The following is a 16,400-nucleotide window of genomic DNA, read 5'->3' as shown; positions in this document are numbered from 1 at the left end:
GCGCCATGGGGAAACAGCAGGACGTCGGCGAGGCCGACCGTCACAGCGGGTCCGGCACCACCGCCCACCGTCCGATCGGTGGCAGCGCTGACGCTCGGCTCGCCCTCGCTCAGGACCCCACAACGCCACAAATGACCCTCATCGACCTGGCGTCCGACCCGTCGGAGCTGGTCCGCAAGGCGGTCGCCTCCCGGGCCGACGCACCAGCGCAGGCCCTGCGGCCGCTCACCCGCGACCATGATCGTCAGGTCCGGGAGGCCGTGGCGCGGAACCCCTCCACCTCGATCGCCAACCTCATGCGCCTGGTGAAGGACGCCGACCGCTGGGTCCGCTGGGCGGTCGCCGGCAACCCGGCCTGTGACGAGTCGATCCGCCAGGTCATGTCGCAGACCTCGGACAAGGAGCTTCGCGGTCTCCTCGCGGAGAGCCGTGAGCTGGAGCCGGAGCTGGCCGCCAGACTGATCGACGACGTGTCACCCGAGGTACGGGAACGACTCGCCACGCACACCCACGACCCCGACGTGATCACCGCTTTGCTGGCAGATCGCACCGCACGCGTACGCAAGGGGGTTGCCCGCAACCCGCGGACCACCGCCGAACAACGCAGCGCGCTCGCCGCGGACCCCGTGGTCGACGTCCGTGCCGCGCTGGTGCGGGCCGTCGAGCTGAGCGAGAAGGATCTGGCCCGCCTGGTCGACGACCGTTCGGTGCAGGTCCGACTGGCGATGGCGACGTCCGAGTTCGTTCCGCCGCACATCCGGCAGGCGCTCGCTCGCGACGCCGACGAGATGGTGGCCAGCGCGGCACGGGACTACCGCCCCGGCGCCGGCAACGCCTCCGCCGTGCGGGCGCCCCGCATCGCGCACCGGCCCTCCGCCGGCGCGGGCCGATCGGGTGGCGGCACCGCCCAGTAGGACCCTCGCTCCGCCGAGCATGATTCCAGCACCGCTCACCATCTCGATTCAGGCCCGAGTGATGAGTTGTCGCGGCCGCGCCCGTCATACCTACGACAGGACATGACGAGGCGGAAGGATGACGCGATGAGTGCGAACACGCGGCTGGAGGAGCTGGGCGTGAGCGGTCTGAGCGAGGTCGACGAGCCGGCGTTCTCGGGGCTGGCGCAGCGGCATCGGCGGGAATTGCACGTGCACTGCTACCGGATGCTCGGGTCGTTCGAGGACGCCGAGGACACCGTGCAGGAGACGTTCCTGCGTGCCTGGCGGCGGCGGGAGACGTTCGAGGGGCGGTCGACGTTCCGGGCCTGGCTGTACCGGATCGCCACCAACGCCTGCCTCGATCTGCTCGCCAGGCGCCGCCCGGAGCCGGCGACCGGCGGCGAGGTGCTGTGGTTGCAGCCCTACCCGGACCGGCTGCTCGACGAGCTGCCAGCGGGCGACGCGGACGAGCCGGAGACCGTCGCCGTCGCGCGAGAGACGATCGAGCTGGCGTACCTGGTAGCGGTCCAGCATCTCGCGCCGCGTCCGCGGGCCGTGCTGATCCTGCGGGACGTGCTCGGCTGGCCGGCGAAGGACGTCGCGGAGCTGCTCGGAGACTCGGTCAACTCGGTCAACAGCGCCCTGCAGCGGGCGCGCGCCGGGATGCGGGAGCACCTGCCCTCCGAGCGGCAGGACTGGACCGGCGGCGAGGAGGACGCCGGCACGCGCGAGCTGGTGCGCCGCTTCACCGACGCCAGCGTCGCCACGAACGTCGAGGTGCTCGCCGGCCTGCTGCGGGACGACGTCCGCTGCTCGATGCCGCCCACGCCGGGCCTCCACGTCGGCCGCGACGCCGTGGTGGACAGCTGGGTCGAGGACGGCTTCGATGGCATGACGGGCCTGCGCGCGGTCCCCACCTCGGTGAACCGCCAGCCCGCCGTCGCCTTCTACCACTGGCGCAAGCAGGAGGGCGCGTACCTGCCGCTGACGATCGACGTCCTGCGCGTCACCGGCGGCAGAATCACTGAGATATTCACCTTCCACGACGACCAGTTCCCGCGGCTCGGGCTGCCGGAGCGCCTGCCGGCGGACGGCACGGAGTAGTCCGGTGTGGACGCTCACGCTGCGCCGTGGCGCGCGTGCCGCCGTGGTGACGGCGGAGTGTCACACGCCAGTCGACACATCCGGTACGTCAGCCTCCAGACGAGGGAGACGACATGAACAGCACGAAGGACACCGAGCTCGTCGCCGGCCCGGCATCGGGCCGACCCAGTCACATCCACCGATTCCGCGGGCTCGCCGGCGCCGGCGTGACTGCCACGCTCGCGGCGATGGCGGGCACCACCCTCGCCGCCGCGCTGGCCCGGTCCGCTGGCGTCGACTTCGAGATCCCCGATGATGGCGAGACGATTCCGCTGTCCGGTGTCACGGTGGTGACCGGCTTCTTCTCGTTCGTGGGCGTCGTCATCGCCGCGGCCCTGCCGCGGTGGAGTGCCCGGCCCGCCGACCGGTTCGGGTGGACGGCGCTGGCGCTGACAGCGCTCTCGCTGGTCCCGCCCCTCATCTCCGGGGCGAACGCGGCCACCATCACCGCCCTCCTCGGGCTGCACCTCGTCGCCGCGGCGGTGATGATCCCCGTCCTGGTACGGAGCCTCCGTGCCCGGACCGACTGATGCAGTACAACTCGGGTACGCAGGATGGCCGTTAAGCATTCACATGTGTCGTCCCGATTCGTCCTAGGCTACGAATGCCCAGCTTCTGGGCGTACGTCGACAAGGGAGGATCAGCGGTGCGAATCAGGAGATCAGGGTCCACGATCGTGGCGATGGCCGTGGCGACCGTGGTCGTCATCGCGGGGGGAGCGTTCGTCGGCAGCACGGCGAGCGCCGCCGAGGCTTCCCCGTTCACCGTCGTGGACGGTGCGATCCGTACGGCGACCGGCACCCCGGTACCCGCGTCCGGCACGCACGCCTCGCTCTGGGGCAACTCCAGCTACGCCAGCACCAGCATCAGCGGCTCCGGGCGAGTGGTGATCGGGGCCATCGGTGACAACTGTCAGGGCTGGCCCACCGTCCAGGTGACGGTCGACGGCGTCAACGTCGGCCAGACCACGATCGTCAGCGCGACCAGTTACGGCACCTATCCGGTCGGCGCGGCGGTCGGCGCCGGCCAGCACACAGTGCGGATCCAGCTCGTCAACGACTTCCGGGCCGACTCCTGCGACCGCAACGTCCACATCGCGTCCGCGCGGATGGAGACCGCGGGCACCACCGACCCGAAGTTCAGCTTCGCCGTCCTGCCGGACACCCAGCAGGAGGTGCTGGGCAGCTCGGACCCCCGGTTCCTCAACCGCACGAACTGGTTGGTGCAGAACCGGTCCGCGTTGGACCTGCGCTTCGTGACATCCTCCGGAGACGTGGTCAACTGGGACACCCCGGACCACGCGCAGTACGTCATCGCCCGTAACGCGATGCGGCCGATCGAGAACGCCGCAATCCCGTACGCGCTGGCTCTCGGCAACCATGACACCCAGGCCACCGGCGTCGGCGGCTCCGCCCGCGACCCCGCCCGCACCCGTGAACTCATCCGCGACACCAGCGTGTTCAACCAGTACTTCACAGTCAGCCAGTACCGCGCGGTCACTGGGCAGTTCGAGGCCGGCAAGGTCGACAACTCGTACTCGACCTTCACGGCCGGTGGCGTGCAGTGGATGGTGCTGACCCTGGAACTCTGGCCCCGGGTCGCGGCCGTGAACTGGGCCAGAAGCGTCGTCGCCGCCAACCCCCGGCACAACGTCATAGTGGTCACCCACGACTACATCGACGGTAACGGCGCCATCGAGCAGAGTGCCGGGTACGGCGCGACGAGCCCGCAGTACCTCTTCGACAACCTGGTCAAGCAGTACGCCAACATCCGGTTCGTCTTCTCCGGTCACACGGGCATCGCCGCCAACCGGGTCGACACCGGGGTCAACGGAAACAAGATCTACTCGTTCCTCCAGACGTTCCACTCCAACAGCACCAACCCGGTACGCCTGGTCGAGGTCGACACCGCCGCCAACTCGCTGCGGACCTGGATCTACGCGCCGTACACGAACCGGTCGTTCACCGAGTACGACAGGTCGTTCACGGGTATCGGCGTGGTCCGCTGAGACGATCGAGGGGCCCGGTCAGCGTCTGATCGCCCCGCCGTCGGGCTCGCCGGTCTGCTCCCACAGCGACTTCATCTCGTCGAACGCCTGCTCCATCAGCTGCACCATCGCCTGCCGGGCACGCTCCCCGTCGCGCCGCTGGATCGCCTGGGCGACGTCGGCGTGCATCTGGAGAGCCTGCTCGTGCGGGTGGTGCGGCATGAGGTGGTGCTTGTGCCGGCCGGTGAGCACCTCCGCGACCAGCTCCTGCAGCCGGACGAACATCTCGTTTCCGGAGGCGAGCAGGACGCGCCGGTGAAACTCGATGTCGAGGTGCAGGAAGCGCTCCTCGTCGCCGGCCTCGCCGGCGGCCCACATCTTCGCCGCCAACCCGACGAGGTCGCTCGCCTCGTCACGGCCGATCCGGCTGGCGGCCAGGTAGGCGGCGTGCGGCTCGACGGCGGTGCGCAGCTCGGTGATCGAGCGGAGCTGGGCCATCCGGCCGGCCGAGGCGAGACGCCAACGGATCACCTGCGGATCGAAGACGTTCCACGCGCTCGCCGGCCGGATCATCACACCTACCCGTCGGCGCGCCTCGATGAATCCGATCGAGGCCAGCACCCGTAGCACCTCCCGGACGACCGAGCGGGACACGGCGTACCGGTCGACCAGCTCGTCGATGTTGAGGACCGATCCGGGTGCCAGCTCGCCGCCGCAGATGGCGGTGCCGAGGTGTTCGAGGACGCGCGCGTGCAGCCCGGACTCGGCGGGGCGGGCCGGAGCGGCTGCAACCTCTGATGAGGACGGTTCCACTCAAAGATCATATCATTTACATCTACCTCTTGAGATAATCAGCTTTTTCGGCCTAGCATCCGGATGTTAAGCGGATGTAACGCCGAGGTAGCGGCTCTCTCGGGGGCGGCGGCCACGACAGAAGGAGAGACAAGCGTGCGACGTCGATCGATAATCGGCACTTCTCTGGCTGTGGTTGCCGCCATGGGCCTGACCGCCTGCGGCGGCGACGACGGCGGCGAGGGCTCGAAGACCGTTCGCGTGACACTGGTCAACCACGTGTGGACAGAGAACATCAAGAAGGTCCTGCCGGAGTTCGAGAAGCAGTCCGGCCTGACTGTCGAAGTTACCCAGCTCGGTGAGGACCAGCTCTCCGACCAGTACAACGTCAAGCTGAACGCCGGGTCCGACGACCTCGACGTGATGATGTACCGGCCCCTTCAGGAGGGGAAGCTGTTCGGCAAGAACAAGTACCTCGCCGACCTGAGCGAGAAGGTCAAGTCCGACAGCGCCTTCGAGTTCGGTGACTTCCAGGCCGGGCCGGTGCAGGCGACGACCTACGAGGACAAGGTCGTCGGGCTGCCGATCATCACCGAGCAGGAGGTCCTCTACTACCGCAAGGACCTGCTGACGAAGTCCGGCTTCACCGCCCCGCCCAAGACCCTCGACGAGCTCAAGGCGCAGGCCGCGAAGATCGAGGCCGACAACCCGGGCGTCGCCGGCTTCGTCGCTCGTACCGGCAAGGCCGCCGCCGTCACTCAGTTCTCCAGCTTCCTCTTCAGCTTCGGCGGCGACTTCGTGGACGCCAGCGGGAAGGCCACTGTCAACACCGCGCAGGCCAAGCAGGCGTACGCCTACTACGGCGGTCTGCTCAAGGACCACGGCCCGGAGAACATCAGCACCGACATGAGCTGGTCGGAGGCGATGGCGATCTTCACGCAGGGCAAGGCCGCCTTCTACACAGAGGCCAACTCGCTCTACAAGAACGCCACCGACCCGACCAAGTCCAAGGTCGTCGACTCCGTCGGCTTCGCCGCCTTCCCGGCCGGCCCGGCTGGATCGAAGCCGTACAACATCCCGTCCTGGGCCCTCGGTGTGAACGACAGCTCGGAGAACAAGGACAACGCCTGGAAGTTCATCCAGTGGGCCGCCGGCAAGGAGCAGGCGCTGGCGCAGCAGACGGCCGGCGTGCCCGGCGCGCGCGCCTCGGTCTGGGCGAACCCGGCGGGTACCGCCTCCTACCCGAAGGACCTCGCCGAGGCCAACACGGTCAGCACCGCCAATGGGGTCGGGCACGACCGTCCGCTGGTGGTCAAGGTGGCCCAGGCGCGGGAAATCGTCGGCCAGCCGATCGTCGACGCGATCACCGGCAAGGACGCCGCCAGTTCGGCGGACGCGGCGAACGCGGCGTTCCAGAAGTTCCTCGACGACGAGGCGAAGTAACCCACGCGCAGGGCGGCGGGGCCGACCGGCTCCGCCGCCTCGCCGGGACCTGACCCCTCCAACCCGGAGATCTCAATGTCAGCCGTACTCACCCCCCGTACCGATTCGCCCGAGGCCCCCGCGGCGTCAGCGGACACGACGTCGGCCTGGTCGCGTTGGGCCAACGAACACCGCAAGTGGCTCTTCGCGGCACCCGCCATGGCGTTCGTCGCCGTGCTGATCATCTTTCCGGTGGCGTGGACCGGTTACCTGAGCCTGACCGACGCCGAGGGTTCGGTACGCGCCGAGTCCGAGTTCATCGGCTTCCAGAACTACCTCGACGTGCTCACCGACACCGACCGGTTCTGGCCGGCGGTCTGGCGCACTGTCCTCTTCACCGGCGTCGTGCTGTTCTTCGAGGTCATTCTCGGCATGGCGATCGCCCTGCTGCTGTGGCGGCCCTTCCGCGGTGAGAAGTGGGTCCGCGTCGCGATCCTCCTGCCGCTGGTGGCCACTCCGGTGGCCGTCGGCATGATGTGGCGCCTGATCTTCGACCCCAACATCGGGATGGCGAACCAACTGCTCGGCTGGATCGGGATCGGCCCCCAACCCTGGCTGGCCGGGCAGCACTCGGCCCTGCCGACGACGATGTTCATCGACATCTGGCAGTGGACGCCGATGGTCGTGCTGATCCTGCTCGCCGGGCTCACCTCGCTCTCCGACGAGCCCCAGGAGGCGGCCCGGATCGACGGCGCCAGCAGCTGGCAGCGGTTCCGGCACGTCACCCTCCCGCTGCTGATGCCCACGGTGATCGTCGCCATCCTGCTGCGCGGCATCGACGCGCTGAAGACGTTCGACATCCTCTACGCCACCAAGGGGCGCGGCGGCGGTTCCTTCCACGAGGTCGAGACCCTCAACGTGTACGCGTACGGGCTCAGCTTCGACTACAACGACTACGGCGTCTCGTCCACAGTCCTCATCATCTTCTTCCTGATCATCATCGGGGTGATGTGGGCCCTCACCTATCGCAAGAAGGGGCTGGGCCGATGAAGCCGAGCAAGCCGTACCGGGTGTTCCGCAACTCGGCTCTCGTCGTCGTGGTGTTCGCGCTGATGGCACCCCTGCTCTGGATGATCGCCGCGTCCTTCAAGACCAACGTGGACATCTACGACACGGCCAAGGCGTTCGTCTTCTCGCCCAGCCTGAAGAACTACGAGACCGTCCTCCAGCAGGCGAACTACCTCGAGTTCATCGGCAACAGTCTCTGGGTGGCGTTCGCGGCCACCACGCTGTCGCTCCTGCTCGGGGTGCCCGCCGCGTACTCGATGAGCCGGTTCAGCATGAAGAAGTCCGCGCTCGTCGTGCTCATGGCCCGGGTCATCCCCGGCGTCTCGCTCCTGGTGCCCTGGTACTACGTCTTCTCGAACCTGAAGATGGTCGGCGGCTTCACGGTGCTGATCCTCAGCCACATGTTCGTGTCGCTGCCGCTGATCGTCTACATCATGATGGGGTACTTCGACGGCCTGCCGACCGAGTTGGAAGAGGCCGCGCTGGTCGACGGGCTGACCCACATCGGCGCGTTCCGGCGGATCACCCTCCCGCTGTCGGTGCCCGGCGTCGCGACCGCCGGTATCCTCTCCTTCATCTTCTCCTGGAACAACTTCATGTTCGCCCTGGTGCTCTCCGGCTCCGACACGAAGACGCTGCCCGTGGCGATCTTCGACTTCGTCGGGTACGCCAGCATCGACTGGGGTGGCCTGATGGCCGCCGCGACAGTGGTCACCCTGCCGATCATGCTGATCGCCCTGTTCGTGCAGAAGTACGTCGTCTCCGGCCTCACCGCCGGTGCCACGAAGGGCTGACCGGGACATGACGACTATCGCGAAGGTGGAGACGTTCCTGGTCGCGCCGCGCTGGCTGTTCGTCCGGGTCGAGACGGAGTCCGGCATCGTCGGCTGGGGCGAGGCGACCTGCGAGGGCCGGTCCGAGACCGTACGCACGGCCGTCCACCAGCTCAGCGAGCTGCTGACCGGTCGGGACGCGTTGCGCATCGAGGACCACTGGCAGGTGATGACCAAGGGCTCCTTCTACCGGGGTGGCCCGATCCTGGCCAGCGCGGTGTCCGGTCTGGACCAGGCGCTCTGGGACATCGCCGGTAAGCACTACGGCGCCCCCGTGCACCAACTGCTCGGCGGGCCGGTCCGGGACCGGATCCGGGTCTACGGCTGGGTCGGTGGTGACGAGCCCGCCGAGATCCGCGACCAGATCAGCGCCCAGGTCGAGGCGGGCCTGACCGCCGTGAAGATGAACGCGTCGGGGCGGATGGGCGCGCTCGCCTCGGTTGCCGAACTCGACGCGGTCGTGCAGCGGGTGGCCGTCGCCCGCGAGGTCCTCGGCGACGACCGCGACGTCGCTGTCGACTTCCACGGTCGGTTCACCCTCGCCAACGTCCGGAGGGTCGCCCCGCTGCTGGAGCCGTACCGGCCGTTCTTCCTGGAAGAGCCGGTGGTGCCGGAGAACTCGCACCTGATCGGTGAGGTCGTCCGCTGCACCACCACCCCCGTCTCGACGGGGGAGCGGCTCTACAGCCGGCAGGAGTTCTTGCCCGTGTTGCAGGCCGGCATCGCCGTGGCCCAGCCGGACCTCGCGCACGCCGGCGGCATCACCGAGGTTCGCAAGATCGCCACGTTGGCCGAGGTGTACGACGTGCAGCTCGCCCCGCACTGCCCGCTCGGGCCGATCGCCCTCGCCGCCTGCCTCCAGGTCGGCTTCGCCACACCCAACTTCCTGATCCAGGAGCAGAGCATCGGCATCCACTACAACCTGGGCGCCGAGGTGCTCGACTACTGCCTCGACCAGACCCCGCTGACCTTCGTCGACGGGTACGTGCGGCGGTTGACGGCGCCCGGCCTCGGCATCGAGATCGACGAACACGCCGTGCGGACCGCTGACAAGCGCGGGCACGCCTGGCGCAGCCCGACCTGGCGGCACCCCGACGGCTCCTACGCGGAGTGGTGAGACCCCGACCGTCGAGAACGAAAGGCACCCCGTGAAGATCGTCGCAGCAGACATCATCGTGACCAGCCCCGACCGGAACTTCGTCACCCTCAAGATCACAACTGATGAGGGCATCACCGGTCTGGGCGACGCCACGCTCAACGGCCGCGAGCTCTCCGTCGCCTCGTACCTGCGTGACCACGTCGCCCCGCTGCTGATGGGCCGGGACCCGCACCGGATCGAGGACACCTGGCAGTTCCTGTACCGCTCGGCGTACTGGCGGCGCGGCCCGGTCACCATGGCGGCCATCGCCGCGGTGGACGTCGCGCTGTGGGACATCAAGGCCAAGGCCGCCGGCATGCCGCTGTACCAACTGCTGGGCGGCGCGTCGCGCACCGGCATCATGGCGTACGGGCACGCGTCGGGGCGGGACATCCCCGAGCTGTTCGACTCGATCCGTCGCCACCTCGACGAGGGCTTCAAGTCGATCCGGGTGCAGACCGCGGTGCCGGGGATCAACGCGGTCTACGGCGTGGCCGCGCAGCCCAGCGCCACCGGCCAGCGCTACGACTACGAGCCCGCGCAGCGCACCCCGCTGCCCGCCGAGGAGGACTGGGACACCCGCGCGTACCTGCGCCACCTGCCGTCGGTCTTCGAGGCGGTGCGCGGCGAGTTCGGCCCGGAGTTGCCGCTGCTGCACGACGGTCACCACCGGATGACCCCGATCCAGGCCGCCAAGCTCGGCAAGGCCCTCGAACCGTACGACCTGTTCTGGCTGGAGGACTGCACCCCGGCCGAGAACCAGGAGGCGCTGCGGCTGGTCCGCCAGCACACCACCACCCCGCTGGCCATCGGTGAGGTCTTCAACACGGTCTGGGACTACCAGACCCTGATCCGCGAACAGCTGATCGACTACGTCCGGTCCGCTGTCACCCACACCGGCGGCATCACGGCGATGCGCAAGCTGCTCGACTTCGCCGCCCAGTACCAGATCAAGTCCGGCATCCACGGCCCCACCGACATCTCCCCGGTGGGCATGGCCGCGGCGCTGCACCTGGACCTGGCCATCCACAACTTCGGGATCCAGGAGTACATGAAGCACACCCCGCTGGCCAACGAGGTGTTCCGGCAGTCGTTCACCTTCACCGACGGCTACCTGCACCCGGGCGACCAACCGGGGCTCGGGGTGGAGCTCGACGAGGAGGCGGCGGCCCGGTTCCCGTACGAGCCGGCGTACCTGCCGTTCAACCGGCTCAAGGACGGCACGGTTCATGACTGGTGAGCGGCGTGGCGCCCGGCCCACCCGGCATGTCGTGGTGATGGGCGTCTCCGGAGCCGGCAAGACGACAGTGGCGCGCGGGATCGCCACGGCGGCGGGGCTGACGTTCGCCGAGGCCGACGAGTTCCACTCCCCGCAGAACGTGGCGCGGATGCGCTCCGGCGTACCGCTGGACGACACCACCCGGTGGCCCTGGCTGCGCGACATCGCCGGGTGGATCGCCGATCGCGGCGCGGAGGGCCGCTCGACGGTGCTGGCCTGCTCGGCGTTGAAGCGGTCGTACCGGGACGTGCTCCGCCAGGGTCCGTTCCGTGTGGACTTCGTGCACCTGGACGGGCCGACGGAGGTCATCCGAGCCCGATTGGCCCGGCGCGAAGGCCACTACATGCCGGCCAGCCTGCTGGAGTCGCAGCTCGCCACGCTGGAACCGGCCGAGCCGGACGAGTCGGTGCTCGTACTCGATGTCTCACTGCCCCCGGAGGCCCTGGTCGCGGCGGCCATGAAGGGTCTCGGTCTGCCCGCCTCGGTGCCGGTCGGGGAGCACCGGGACCGCGCGTCCAATCCCACTTCGGGGGCATGTTAGGTTAGCCTGCCCTAATCGTAGTGGAGTCCGTCGCCGTGCCCTCATCGATCCGAGCATGACAGTCGCCGAGACCACCGGTGGTGTGGTGCTCCGTCGCGCGCTGCGTCGACAGCGCGCCCGGGTGGCCGCCGGCATCGCGCTGCTCTGCACCCACCAGGCCACCGAAGCCCTCGTCCCGGTGGCCATCGGCGTGGTCATCGACCGTGCGGTGGCCACCGGGGACGTCAGCGCCCTGCTGCTCTCGCTGGCCGGCCTGGCCGCCCTGTTCACAGTGCTCGCCTTCGCCTACCGGGCCGGCGCACGACTGGCGTTCGCCGCCGTCGAACACGAGGCGCACGCCACGCGGGTCGAGATCGTCCGCAGCGCCCTCGACCCGCGCGGACGCCGGTCGGGCATGCGCGACGGCGAACTGCTGTCGGTGACGGCCTCCGACGCCGAGCTGTCCGCGCTCGTCGTGCGGGTCGCGGGACTCACCGCCGCGGCACTCACCGCCATCGTGGTCGCGGCCGTCGCGCTGCTCGTCGTCGACGTCCCTCTCGGCCTCGGGGTGCTCATCGGCGTACCCCTGCTGGTCGTCGCCCTCCAACGGATGGCGCCGCTGCTCACCCGGCGCAGCACGTCGCAGCAGGAGGCGCTCGCCGCCACGACCGCCCTCGCCGTCGACCTCGTCAGCGGCCTGCGCGTGCTGCGCGGCATCGGCGCGCAGGACCACGCCGCCCGCCGGTACGCGAGAGCCAGCCGCCACGCGCTCGACGTCACCCTGCGCGCCGCCACCACAAAGGGTCTGCACCTCGGACTCACCACCACTGTCAACGGCCTCTTCCTCGCGACGGTCGCCGGAGTCGCCGGGTGGCTCGCGCTTCAGGGCCGGCTCACCATCGGCGAGCTCGTCGCAGTGGTCGGGCTGGCCCAGTTCATCGCCGAGCCGGTGCAGACGCTCGGGTACTGCGTCCAGTTGTTCGCCATGGCCCGAGCCTCCGCCGGGCGGGTCGCCCGGGTCCTCGGCGCCGCGCCGATAGTCCAGCCGGGCGACGCCGGGCCGCCCGCACCGAGCCCGTCCCGGCTCGCCCTCGACGGCGTCTCGTACGCGGGCCTCGACGACGTCAGCCTGCGCGTTCGCGCCGGTGAGATCCTGGGCGTGCTCGCCTACGACCCGAGCGAGGGCGAGGCGCTGGTCGCTCTGCTGGCCGGCCGCGTGCCGCGCGCGGACCATCGGGGCACGGTCCGCATCGACGGCGTGTCCGCCGACGAGCTGCACATCGACGCCGCGCGTGCCGTGGTCCTGGTCGAACAGCACGACGTGGCGCTGTTCGAGGGGACGCTGCGCGCCAACCTCAGCGCCGGCGCCTCCGTCGACGACGAGGTGCTGCGTGCCGCCGTACGGGCTGCCGCGGCCGAGGACGTGCTCGCCGCGCACCCGCACGGGTTCGACCGTCTGCTCACCGAACGCGGCGCGAACCTCTCCGGTGGCCAGCGGCAGCGGATCGGGCTGGCGAGGGCGCTGGTCGCCGACCCGCCGGTGCTGGTGCTGCACAACCCCACCACGGCTGTCGACGCGGTGACCGAGGGGTTGCTCGCCACCAGGCTGGCCGAGGCTCGCGGGACGGGCTCTCGCGGCACGGTGCTGATCACCACCAGCCCGGCACTGCTGCGGGTCACCGACAGGGTCGCGGTGATCGACCGGGGACGGGTCGTCGCCGAGGGTCCGCACGAGCGGTTGCTCGCCAGCGACGCCCGCTACCGGGAGGAAACCCTGCGATGACGTCCGAGCCGATCACCCGGCACCTGCTGCCGACGGCCACCGGCCGGCAGACCTGGGCCGCCCTCCGTACCGAGCTGGCGCTCCTGCCGGGGCTCAGCGCCGTCGCCGGCACGTTGCTGATCGCCGCCGCCGCGACCGGGCTGGTCGCCCCCTGGGTCCTCGGGCGCCTCGTCGACGACGTCATCGCCGGGACCGACACACCTCGGGTGGTGGCCTGGGCCGCCGTGATCGCGGGCGCCGCCGTGCTCGCGGGGCTCCTCACCGCGGTCGGAGCGGCGGTCGCCGCGCGTCTCGGCGAGACGGTGCTGGCCCGACTCCGGGAGCGGGTCCTCGACCGGGCCCTGCACCTGCCCTCGGCCACTCTGGAGCGGGCCGGGACCGGGGACCTGGTGGCCCGTGCCGGCGACGACGTGGCAGTGGTGACGAATGTGATCGCCACCAGCGGCCCCGCCTTCCTCGGCGCGCTGCTGTCCGTCGTGCTGACCGCGGCGGGGCTCTTCGCTCTCGACTGGCGGCTCGGCATCGCCGGGTTGGTCGCGGCCCCGGCGTACGCGGTGGCGCTGCGCTGGTACCTGAAGCGGTCGGTGCCGTACTACGCCCGCGAGCGGGTAGCGACGGGCGAGCGCGCGCAGGCGACGGCCGAGGCGCTGCGGGGCGCGGCGACAGTGCGCGCCTACCGGATGGAGGACGCCCACGTCGCACGGATCGCGGAGCGCTCCGGCGTCGCCCGCGACCTGTCGCTGGAGATCTTCGGTCTCTACACCCGCTTCGGGCTGCGCATCAACCGCTCCGAGTTCGTGGGGCTCGCCGCCGTGCTGCTCGCCGGCTTCCTGCTGGTACGCGGTGACCTGGCCACCGTCGGCGCCGCCACCACTGCCGCCCTCTACTTCCACCGCCTCTTCAACCCCATCGGCCTGCTGCTGTTCGAGTCGGACTCGGTGTTGCAGGCCGGGGCAAGTCTGGCTCGACTCGTCGGGGTCACCACCCTGCCGGACACCGCGGCCCCCTCCGGCACCGAGCCCACCCGCCACGATCGGGGCGTACCGGCGGCACTGGAGGTGACCGTCGGGCAGCACCGCTACGACGACGGGCCGGTGGTGCTGCGGAACATCAGCCTGCGTCTCGCCCCCGGGGAGCGCGTCGCCCTGGTCGGCGCGAGCGGTGCGGGCAAGAGCACCCTCGCCGGCATCATCGCCGGCATCATCGCGCCCACCGACGGTGCGGTGACCCTGCGCGGCGTGCCGCTGACCCAACTCGGCGAGCACCGCCTCCGTCGGGAGATCGCCCTGATCAGTCAGGAGGTGCACGTCTTCGCCGGCCCGCTCGCCGACGATCTGCGCCTCGCCGACCCGGACGCCACCGACGCCGAGATCGCCACCGCCCTCGACCTCGTCGGCGCCACCGAGTGGGTGCGGACCCTGCCGGACGGCCTCGCCACGGCGGTGGGGGAGGGTGGGCGACAACTCACCTCGGCCCAGGCCCAGCAGCTCGCACTGGCCCGCCTCATCCTCGCCGATCCGGCCGTCGCGGTCCTCGACGAGGCCACCGCCGAGGCGGGCAGCGCCGGCGCACGCGACCTCGACCGCGCCGCCGTGGCGGCCACCGAGGGTCGTACCACGCTGATCGTCGCCCACCGACTCAGCCAGGCGGCCACCGCGGACCGCATCGTCGTCCTCGACCAGGGACGCGTCGCCGAACACGGCACGCACGCCGAACTGCTCGGTGCCGGGGGCGGGTACAGCCAGCTGTGGCGCTCGTGGAGCATGCCCGACCCCGTGGTCCCGCGAGAACGCGAGTGCGCGGACCAGCCCGTGCCGAGCTGAGCGGCACCGGTTCCCGTCACCTCGAACATGCGCGAGATCAGTCGAACGGGGGAACCTCGGGAACTTTTCCGGACCGGCCGGCGACCACCAGAGTGCGCGGCCGACCGGCGGCGTTCCGACGACGGCATCTCGGCATGAAGGAGCGCCCGTGGCACACAGGACGGTGGTCTGTGCGGAACGGCGTCGCTGACGACGACCAGGTGACCCGGTGGGCGCGGGAGGCGGGCCGGGGCGACCGGCAGGCCGCCACGGCGTTCGTCAGGGCACTGCAGGACCAGGTCTGGCGGTTCCTGTCGCACCTGGCCGGGCCGGGCGAGGCCGACGACCTGACCCAGGAGACGTTCCTGCGGGCAATTCGCAACCTGCCCGGCTTCGCCGGCCGCTCGTCGGCCCGTACCTGGGTCTTCACCATCGCCCGGCGTGTTGCCGTGGATCACGTCCGGACGGCGGTGGCCCGGCCGAGGCTGGCGTCGGTTCCGGACTGGCAGGCGGCGGCCGAGGCCGCCGGCGCGATCACCGCCGGTGCCGACGAGGGCGTGACCCTGCACCAGTTGATCGCCGGACTGACCCCGGAGCGCCGTGAGGCGTTCGTCGCCACCCAGGTGCTCGGCCTGTCCTACGCCGAGGCGGCGGACGTCTGCCAGTGCCCCGTCGGCACGATTCGTTCCCGGGTCGCCCGAGCGCGCGAGGATCTCGTCGGCGCCTGGCAGGCCGACAGCGACCCGGGCCACGGGCGACGAACCGGCTGAGGGTGGATCGCCGCGCTGTTCGACATTGGGTACGCCCCGTTCTACAAGGGGACTTCAGGGCGTCGGTGGGGTGGCCCGCGCCCTCCCTGACCCACCACAGACGCCCCTGTTCCACGTCCACCTTCCCACCGGCCCGGACGCCGCGATGCGGGCCGCCGACGCCCTGCTCGCCGCCGACGGGGTGAAGCTGTTCGGCCGCGTACGCTCCGCGCCGGCTCCGGACCGGTGCTCGTCTGCGGGCGGCCCTCCCCGTTAGGTCAGCGGAATGGACGGGGCGTACCGGGCTTCCTAAGATCACGCCGGTGAACACCGAACCCCTCAACGTCGCCGGCGTGGCTGGCCCGATAGTCATCGCCACCAAGGCATTCTTTGGCCACCCTGCCGTCACCGTCGGCGGAGTGCAGGCCCCCAGGACGGGCAGACGTTACTCGTTGCCCGCTGTGGACGGTGGTCTCGTCCAGGCCACGGTCCGCAACGTTCTCGCCGACCCGTACCCGACCGTTGAGGTCAACGGTGTCAAGCACCGGACCGGGCCCTCCATGCCGATCTTCCTGCGCATCCTGGTTATGCTGCCGATCCTGCTGTTCACCGTCGGCGGCATCCTGGGCGCGCTGGTAGGGGCGTTGGGCGTCTGGGCGAACCTGACGGTTGCCCACACCCGGATGACAACCGCCGTCAAGGCGCTCGCCATGGTCGGCGTCGGTATCGGCACTGTCATCGTCTGGCTCGCCGTCGCTGTCGTGCTGAACGCAGCGCTCAGCTGAGAGCGCGCAGCACATAACCCTCGTACGGTCTGCACCACCGTTCTACCGAATGGTGTTGCTGACGTTGTGCATGCTCCCCTCAACCGGAACTAGCGGAACTGACGGCTCAACTCTGGGCGTATTGGGTTCCCGTTCAGCGGTACGTGCGACGCCTGATTAGGCTG

At 70.2% G+C, this 16,400-nt stretch carries 15 protein-coding genes; 14 read left to right on the top strand and 1 reads right to left on the bottom strand.

Going from position 1 to position 16,400, the window contains the following annotated elements; translation table 11 throughout:
• The first annotated feature begins 5 nt into the window (after positions 1 to 5).
• From NIE111_RS09165 to NIE111_RS09150, 4 genes are all read left to right on the top strand, one after another.
• Positions 6 to 914 (top strand): hypothetical protein, encoded by a 909-nt coding sequence (locus NIE111_RS09165; protein WP_238683963.1) that lies wholly within the window; start codon positions 6 to 8, stop codon positions 912 to 914.
• A gap of 126 nt (positions 915 to 1,040) precedes the next feature.
• On the top strand, positions 1,041 to 2,039 hold the full coding sequence (locus NIE111_RS09160; RefSeq protein ID WP_238683962.1) for an RNA polymerase subunit sigma-70: 999 nt from the start codon (positions 1,041 to 1,043) through the stop codon (positions 2,037 to 2,039).
• A 113-nt stretch (positions 2,040 to 2,152) separates the two neighbouring features.
• Entirely contained in the window at positions 2,153 to 2,608 is a 456-nt protein-coding gene (locus NIE111_RS09155) for a DUF6069 family protein (protein ID WP_238683961.1), read from the top strand.
• Positions 2,609 to 2,760: 152 nt separating this feature from the next.
• Positions 2,761 to 4,086, top strand: coding sequence for a carbohydrate-binding domain-containing protein (locus NIE111_RS09150; protein ID WP_238683960.1), 1,326 nt, complete (start codon positions 2,761 to 2,763; stop codon positions 4,084 to 4,086).
• An 18-nt stretch (positions 4,087 to 4,104) separates the two neighbouring features.
• Here the strand turns inward: NIE111_RS09150 and NIE111_RS09145 are convergent, their stop codons facing one another.
• Positions 4,105 to 4,878: a FadR/GntR family transcriptional regulator gene (locus tag NIE111_RS09145; protein ID WP_238683959.1), complete on the bottom strand. Its 774-nt coding sequence runs from the start codon at positions 4,876 to 4,878 to the stop codon at positions 4,105 to 4,107.
• 183 nt (positions 4,879 to 5,061) lie between these two features.
• Here NIE111_RS09145 and NIE111_RS09140 point away from each other — a divergent pair, with 183 nt between their 5' ends.
• The 10 genes from NIE111_RS09140 (at position 5,062) to NIE111_RS09095 (ending at position 16,236) form a co-directional block, all read left to right on the top strand.
• The gene (locus NIE111_RS09140) at positions 5,062 to 6,300 is read left to right on the top strand and encodes an ABC transporter substrate-binding protein (RefSeq protein WP_238683958.1); all 1,239 of its coding nucleotides are present in this window, start codon (positions 5,062 to 5,064) and stop codon (positions 6,298 to 6,300) included.
• 75 nt (positions 6,301 to 6,375) lie between these two features.
• Positions 6,376 to 7,329, top strand: a complete 954-nt coding sequence (locus NIE111_RS09135; protein ID WP_238683957.1) for a carbohydrate ABC transporter permease — start codon at positions 6,376 to 6,378, stop codon at positions 7,327 to 7,329.
• On the top strand, positions 7,326 to 8,141 hold the full coding sequence (locus NIE111_RS09130) for a carbohydrate ABC transporter permease (protein WP_238683956.1): 816 nt from the start codon (positions 7,326 to 7,328) through the stop codon (positions 8,139 to 8,141). Before NIE111_RS09135 ends, NIE111_RS09130 begins: the two co-directional genes overlap by 4 nt.
• A gap of 7 nt (positions 8,142 to 8,148) precedes the next feature.
• Complete coding sequence (gene dgoD / locus NIE111_RS09125) at positions 8,149 to 9,297, top strand: galactonate dehydratase (RefSeq protein WP_238683955.1); 1,149 nt, start codon at positions 8,149 to 8,151, stop codon at positions 9,295 to 9,297.
• A gap of 31 nt (positions 9,298 to 9,328) precedes the next feature.
• Complete coding sequence (manD, locus tag NIE111_RS09120) at positions 9,329 to 10,558, top strand: D-mannonate dehydratase ManD (protein ID WP_238683954.1); 1,230 nt, start codon at positions 9,329 to 9,331, stop codon at positions 10,556 to 10,558.
• The gene (locus NIE111_RS09115; RefSeq protein ID WP_238683953.1) at positions 10,548 to 11,138 is read left to right on the top strand and encodes a gluconokinase; all 591 of its coding nucleotides are present in this window, start codon (positions 10,548 to 10,550) and stop codon (positions 11,136 to 11,138) included. The genes manD and NIE111_RS09115 overlap by 11 nt, the downstream gene beginning before the upstream one ends.
• 55 nt (positions 11,139 to 11,193) lie before the next feature.
• Positions 11,194 to 12,900 (top strand): ABC transporter transmembrane domain-containing protein, encoded by a 1,707-nt coding sequence (locus NIE111_RS09110; RefSeq protein ID WP_238683952.1) that lies wholly within the window; start codon positions 11,194 to 11,196, stop codon positions 12,898 to 12,900.
• Positions 12,897 to 14,723: an ABC transporter ATP-binding protein gene (locus NIE111_RS09105; protein ID WP_238683951.1), complete on the top strand. Its 1,827-nt coding sequence runs from the start codon at positions 12,897 to 12,899 to the stop codon at positions 14,721 to 14,723. The genes NIE111_RS09110 and NIE111_RS09105 overlap by 4 nt, the downstream gene beginning before the upstream one ends.
• 170 nt (positions 14,724 to 14,893) lie before the next feature.
• Positions 14,894 to 15,472, top strand: coding sequence for a sigma-70 family RNA polymerase sigma factor (locus NIE111_RS09100; protein WP_238683950.1), 579 nt, complete (start codon positions 14,894 to 14,896; stop codon positions 15,470 to 15,472).
• Between the two features lie 302 nt (positions 15,473 to 15,774).
• Positions 15,775 to 16,236: a hypothetical protein gene (locus tag NIE111_RS09095; RefSeq protein WP_238683949.1), complete on the top strand. Its 462-nt coding sequence runs from the start codon at positions 15,775 to 15,777 to the stop codon at positions 16,234 to 16,236.
• Positions 16,237 to 16,400 lie beyond the last annotated feature (164 nt).

This window comes from Micromonospora hortensis (assembly GCF_022230935.1).
Lineage (GTDB): Bacteria > Actinomycetota > Actinomycetes > Mycobacteriales > Micromonosporaceae > Micromonospora > Micromonospora hortensis.
Note: the sequence above shows the minus strand (reverse complement) of the source record. Positions and strands in the feature narration are given on the sequence as shown.

Excerpts from the sequence above, each read along its gene's own strand:
- dgoD (WP_238683955.1), top strand. The coding sequence starts at position 8,149 with ATGACGACTATCGCGAAGGTGGAGACGTTCCTGGTCGCGCCGCGCTGG.
- NIE111_RS09160 (WP_238683962.1), top strand. The coding sequence starts at position 1,041 with ATGAGTGCGAACACGCGGCTGGAGGAGCTGGGCGTGAGCGGTCTGAGC.
- NIE111_RS09105 (WP_238683951.1), top strand. The coding sequence starts at position 12,897 with ATGACGTCCGAGCCGATCACCCGGCACCTGCTGCCGACGGCCACCGGC.
- NIE111_RS09150 (WP_238683960.1), top strand. The coding sequence starts at position 2,761 with ATGGCCGTGGCGACCGTGGTCGTCATCGCGGGGGGAGCGTTCGTCGGC.
- NIE111_RS09140 (WP_238683958.1), top strand. The coding sequence starts at position 5,062 with ATGGGCCTGACCGCCTGCGGCGGCGACGACGGCGGCGAGGGCTCGAAG.
- NIE111_RS09110 (WP_238683952.1), top strand. The coding sequence starts at position 11,194 with ATGACAGTCGCCGAGACCACCGGTGGTGTGGTGCTCCGTCGCGCGCTG.
- NIE111_RS09115 (WP_238683953.1), top strand. The coding sequence starts at position 10,548 with ATGACTGGTGAGCGGCGTGGCGCCCGGCCCACCCGGCATGTCGTGGTG.
- NIE111_RS09130 (WP_238683956.1), top strand. The coding sequence starts at position 7,326 with ATGAAGCCGAGCAAGCCGTACCGGGTGTTCCGCAACTCGGCTCTCGTC.
- NIE111_RS09155 (WP_238683961.1), top strand. The coding sequence starts at position 2,153 with ATGAACAGCACGAAGGACACCGAGCTCGTCGCCGGCCCGGCATCGGGC.
- NIE111_RS09165 (WP_238683963.1), top strand. The coding sequence starts at position 6 with ATGGGGAAACAGCAGGACGTCGGCGAGGCCGACCGTCACAGCGGGTCC.
- NIE111_RS09135 (WP_238683957.1), top strand. The coding sequence starts at position 6,376 with ATGTCAGCCGTACTCACCCCCCGTACCGATTCGCCCGAGGCCCCCGCG.